The sequence below is a fragment of the Kitasatospora sp. NPDC004240 genome (genome assembly GCF_053603215.1).
On the sequence record NZ_JBSGFD010000411.1, the window covers coordinates 1 to 2,636 of the forward strand.

The 2,636-nt window shown below is 72.3% G+C and carries 3 protein-coding genes and 1 pseudogene; 2 read left to right on the forward strand and 2 right to left on the reverse strand.

Going from position 1 to position 2,636, the window contains the following annotated elements; genetic code table 11:
• Window positions 1-352, reverse strand: a pseudogene (locus ACWEQL_RS42100) (hypothetical protein); the annotation flags it as partial.
• A gap of 366 nt (window positions 353-718) precedes the next feature.
• Between ACWEQL_RS42100 and ACWEQL_RS42105 the strand changes: the two are divergent.
• Together ACWEQL_RS42105 and ACWEQL_RS42110 are read left to right on the forward strand one after the other, a co-directional pair.
• Entirely contained in the window at window positions 719-1,021 is a 303-nt protein-coding gene (locus ACWEQL_RS42105; protein WP_452156856.1) for a hypothetical protein, read from the forward strand.
• 158 nt (window positions 1,022-1,179) lie between these two features.
• Window positions 1,180-1,698 carry a DUF7919 family protein gene (locus tag ACWEQL_RS42110; protein ID WP_452156858.1) on the forward strand — a complete coding sequence of 173 codons (519 nt, stop codon included), beginning with the start codon at window positions 1,180-1,182 and terminating at the stop codon, window positions 1,696-1,698.
• 234 nt (window positions 1,699-1,932) lie between these two features.
• Here ACWEQL_RS42110 and ACWEQL_RS42115 read toward each other — a convergent pair whose 3' ends face one another.
• On the reverse strand, window positions 1,933-2,292 hold the full coding sequence (locus ACWEQL_RS42115) for a hypothetical protein (protein WP_452156860.1): 360 nt from the start codon (window positions 2,290-2,292) through the stop codon (window positions 1,933-1,935).
• Window positions 2,293-2,636: the final 344 nt, after the last annotated feature.

A 2,636-nucleotide genomic window follows, 5' to 3' on the forward strand; every position in this document is an offset into this window, starting at 1 on the left:
CGGACACGGCACGCGAGCGGTCATGACAGCACCCCCGAAGAAGTCTCTCCTCACCGATACTGCCGACCTGACCCCATGTCAACAAACCACCGGTAAGGGTGTCAGGGTGGTCCACACCCAACACCCGAGCACAATCCTCCACCAAACTGGCGAACAACCCGGCCGCCGCAGCCGACTGCCCTGCCGCCCCCAGATTGAAGGCACGATCGTGCCGGGCAGTGAGGACAGCGGGTGTCACCACGGCGCCGACGATCTCCGCGTCACCAGAAATCGGTCGGCGCGCCTCCTGCGCGGCCGTCCTCGCCCGGTTGCGGGCAATGGCGACCAGGTCGGCCGAGACAGTGCCCGGCATCCGGCCGACCGGAACCAGATCACCCGCTGATTCAGCGCGACAGCCCGGATGAGCACCGCCACCCGCTCGGGCCGTGCCGGCCCCGGGCCGTGCCCGGCACGGCCCGGAAGGAACACCGGTCCCGGCAGACGCGGTCCCACGCGTTTGGATCCGCCGGTTCGATCGCGCCGGCACCGGTTGTTTCCGGACGACCCCGGTGACGGGGCGACCTGCGGCCCGCGGCCGCGGTGCGCGAGGCCCGCCCGACGCAACCGGCGAGCGAAGCCATGTGGGCCGGCCGGGGACCTTCACCGGCGCACCCTGGCCGGCCACCCGGATTGCATGGGCGCACCGGGCAGCCGTTCTGCCGTCCGGTCGGCCGCCGCCGTGAGCGCCATGCTGTGGTTCTGCTACAACCGCGGATACCTGCGCGGCCCCGACCGGCGACAGCACCTCACCCGCCTGCCTGTGGTCGGGCAGCCGCTGCTGGAGCAGGGCCGCACCGCGCTGCTGGAACACGCCAGTCTCGGTGACTCGCTCATCGTGGTGGAAGCGCCGGCCTTCCCGAACGAGGAGCAGCTGGCCGCCCGCTACCTCGCCCGGTGCGGAGAGCCTCTGGCCCCGGGAGAGCTTCGGGACTCGCCCGCGGCGGCCACCGGATCCCGGCCACCCGACTCAGGCGGGAGGTGAGCCCGTACGGCGCCTTCGTCCGCAGTCCCGGAGGCCTGTGGACCGTAGGGCGCCCAGCAGCCGGATAACCCGACGCGGCGTGGCGGCCAACACCGCACTTCGAAAAGGCGACCAAGGTCGTCCGCCTGCCCGAGCAACGCCGGTGACATCATGCGCTGGTGTTCTATCCAGACCTCACGCCCTACAGCTACCTCGACCACGGCCGGGACACCTTCACCGATCTGACAACCGGCTACCGCTTCGTCAGCTTCAAGGCCCCCTACGAGCGGATCAACATCGGCTGGCTCGACACGAGAGAGCCCTGGACCGCCGGAGACGTCCCAGCGGCCTTCGCCGGGAAGCTCCAGGCCCTCCTCGCGGTCCAGGCCGTCAACGAGTGCCTCGGCCATCACGACTGCGACCTCTGCCCGGACCTCGCCCCGACAGACGAGCAGACCTGGCGGCGGCCCGGCCACGTCCGCGCATGCAGCGGGAACGGAGAAATCCGCGTGCCGGCAGAGCAGGGGACCGCCTTCGCGGCCCCACGGCTGATCGGGCACTACGTGCTGGACCACGGCTACCAGCCACCGCAGGCCTTCATCGACGCGGTCCTCGCCTTCGACCTAGACTGCCACTCAGAACCCGGCTGGGCCCACTTCCCCTGGATCCCGCCGGACGCGGAGGTTCTCGATGAGTGAGCACGAGAGCAGCGCCAGCGCCGACACCCTGATCGCTGCTTCGCCTCGACACTCGAACAAGCGCTCCGGGCGCCCTGCTGCCCTACCCACGCGGACCGGGGTGAGAAGATCAACCCGGCTCCCGGGCTTCCTCATTGCCTGCCCGGGAGCCACCTGCATGTCCGCACGGCACCCTGTCAGCACCGTCCGGGCAACAGCACGGCACTGACCCAGCGGTCTCGCCGCAGGGGACGGCTACCAGGGCGCCCTGGCGCGGGCACGCCGCCCGCCGGCCGGAACCGATGCCTCGGAGTCGGTGCGGGCCCGCACCAGCAGGGCGGCGGCGCGGCGCAGGTGGCGGCAGACGACGGGCAGCAGGGTGGCGCGGAAGCGGTCGGCGCTCTGCAGTTCGGCGGCTGCCTCCTGCAGGAGGACGGCGGTGGTACGGATCGGTTCGCCGTGCCCGCTCGCCCGGTACTCCCCCGCCAGGACAAGCACGGTGTCGGCGAGCTCGCCGATGCCGGGATCCTCCAGCTTGTCGGCGCCGAAGTACACCAGCAGGGGCACCAGTTGGGCCAGCAGATCATCCCTGCGCCTCGTCCACCACATGCTCACACCGGGATCATGCCTCACCACATGACGTGTGGGGCCGGAAACCGGCCACCTCCCAGCGGCGTCGGCGGGTGGGCGAACGGTCCGGCGAGGGGCGGGGCGGCCCGCTGCGGAGACCGGCCGCCCAGGTTCGGCGAGCCTGCGGACGGTCCGGATGCCGGGGAGGCGGCGGGCCAAACGGTGCGCCGCAGGGTGCAGCCGGCGGTCGCCCTCATGTGGGGTGCCGGGGCGGCGCCCGGTTCGACGATCGGGCGCCGGCCGAGGACGCCCGGTCGGACGGGCCAGTCCCACCGGCCCGTGGTCTACCCCCGCGTGGAGGGCCGGGGGGACCCCCGGGGAGGCCGCAG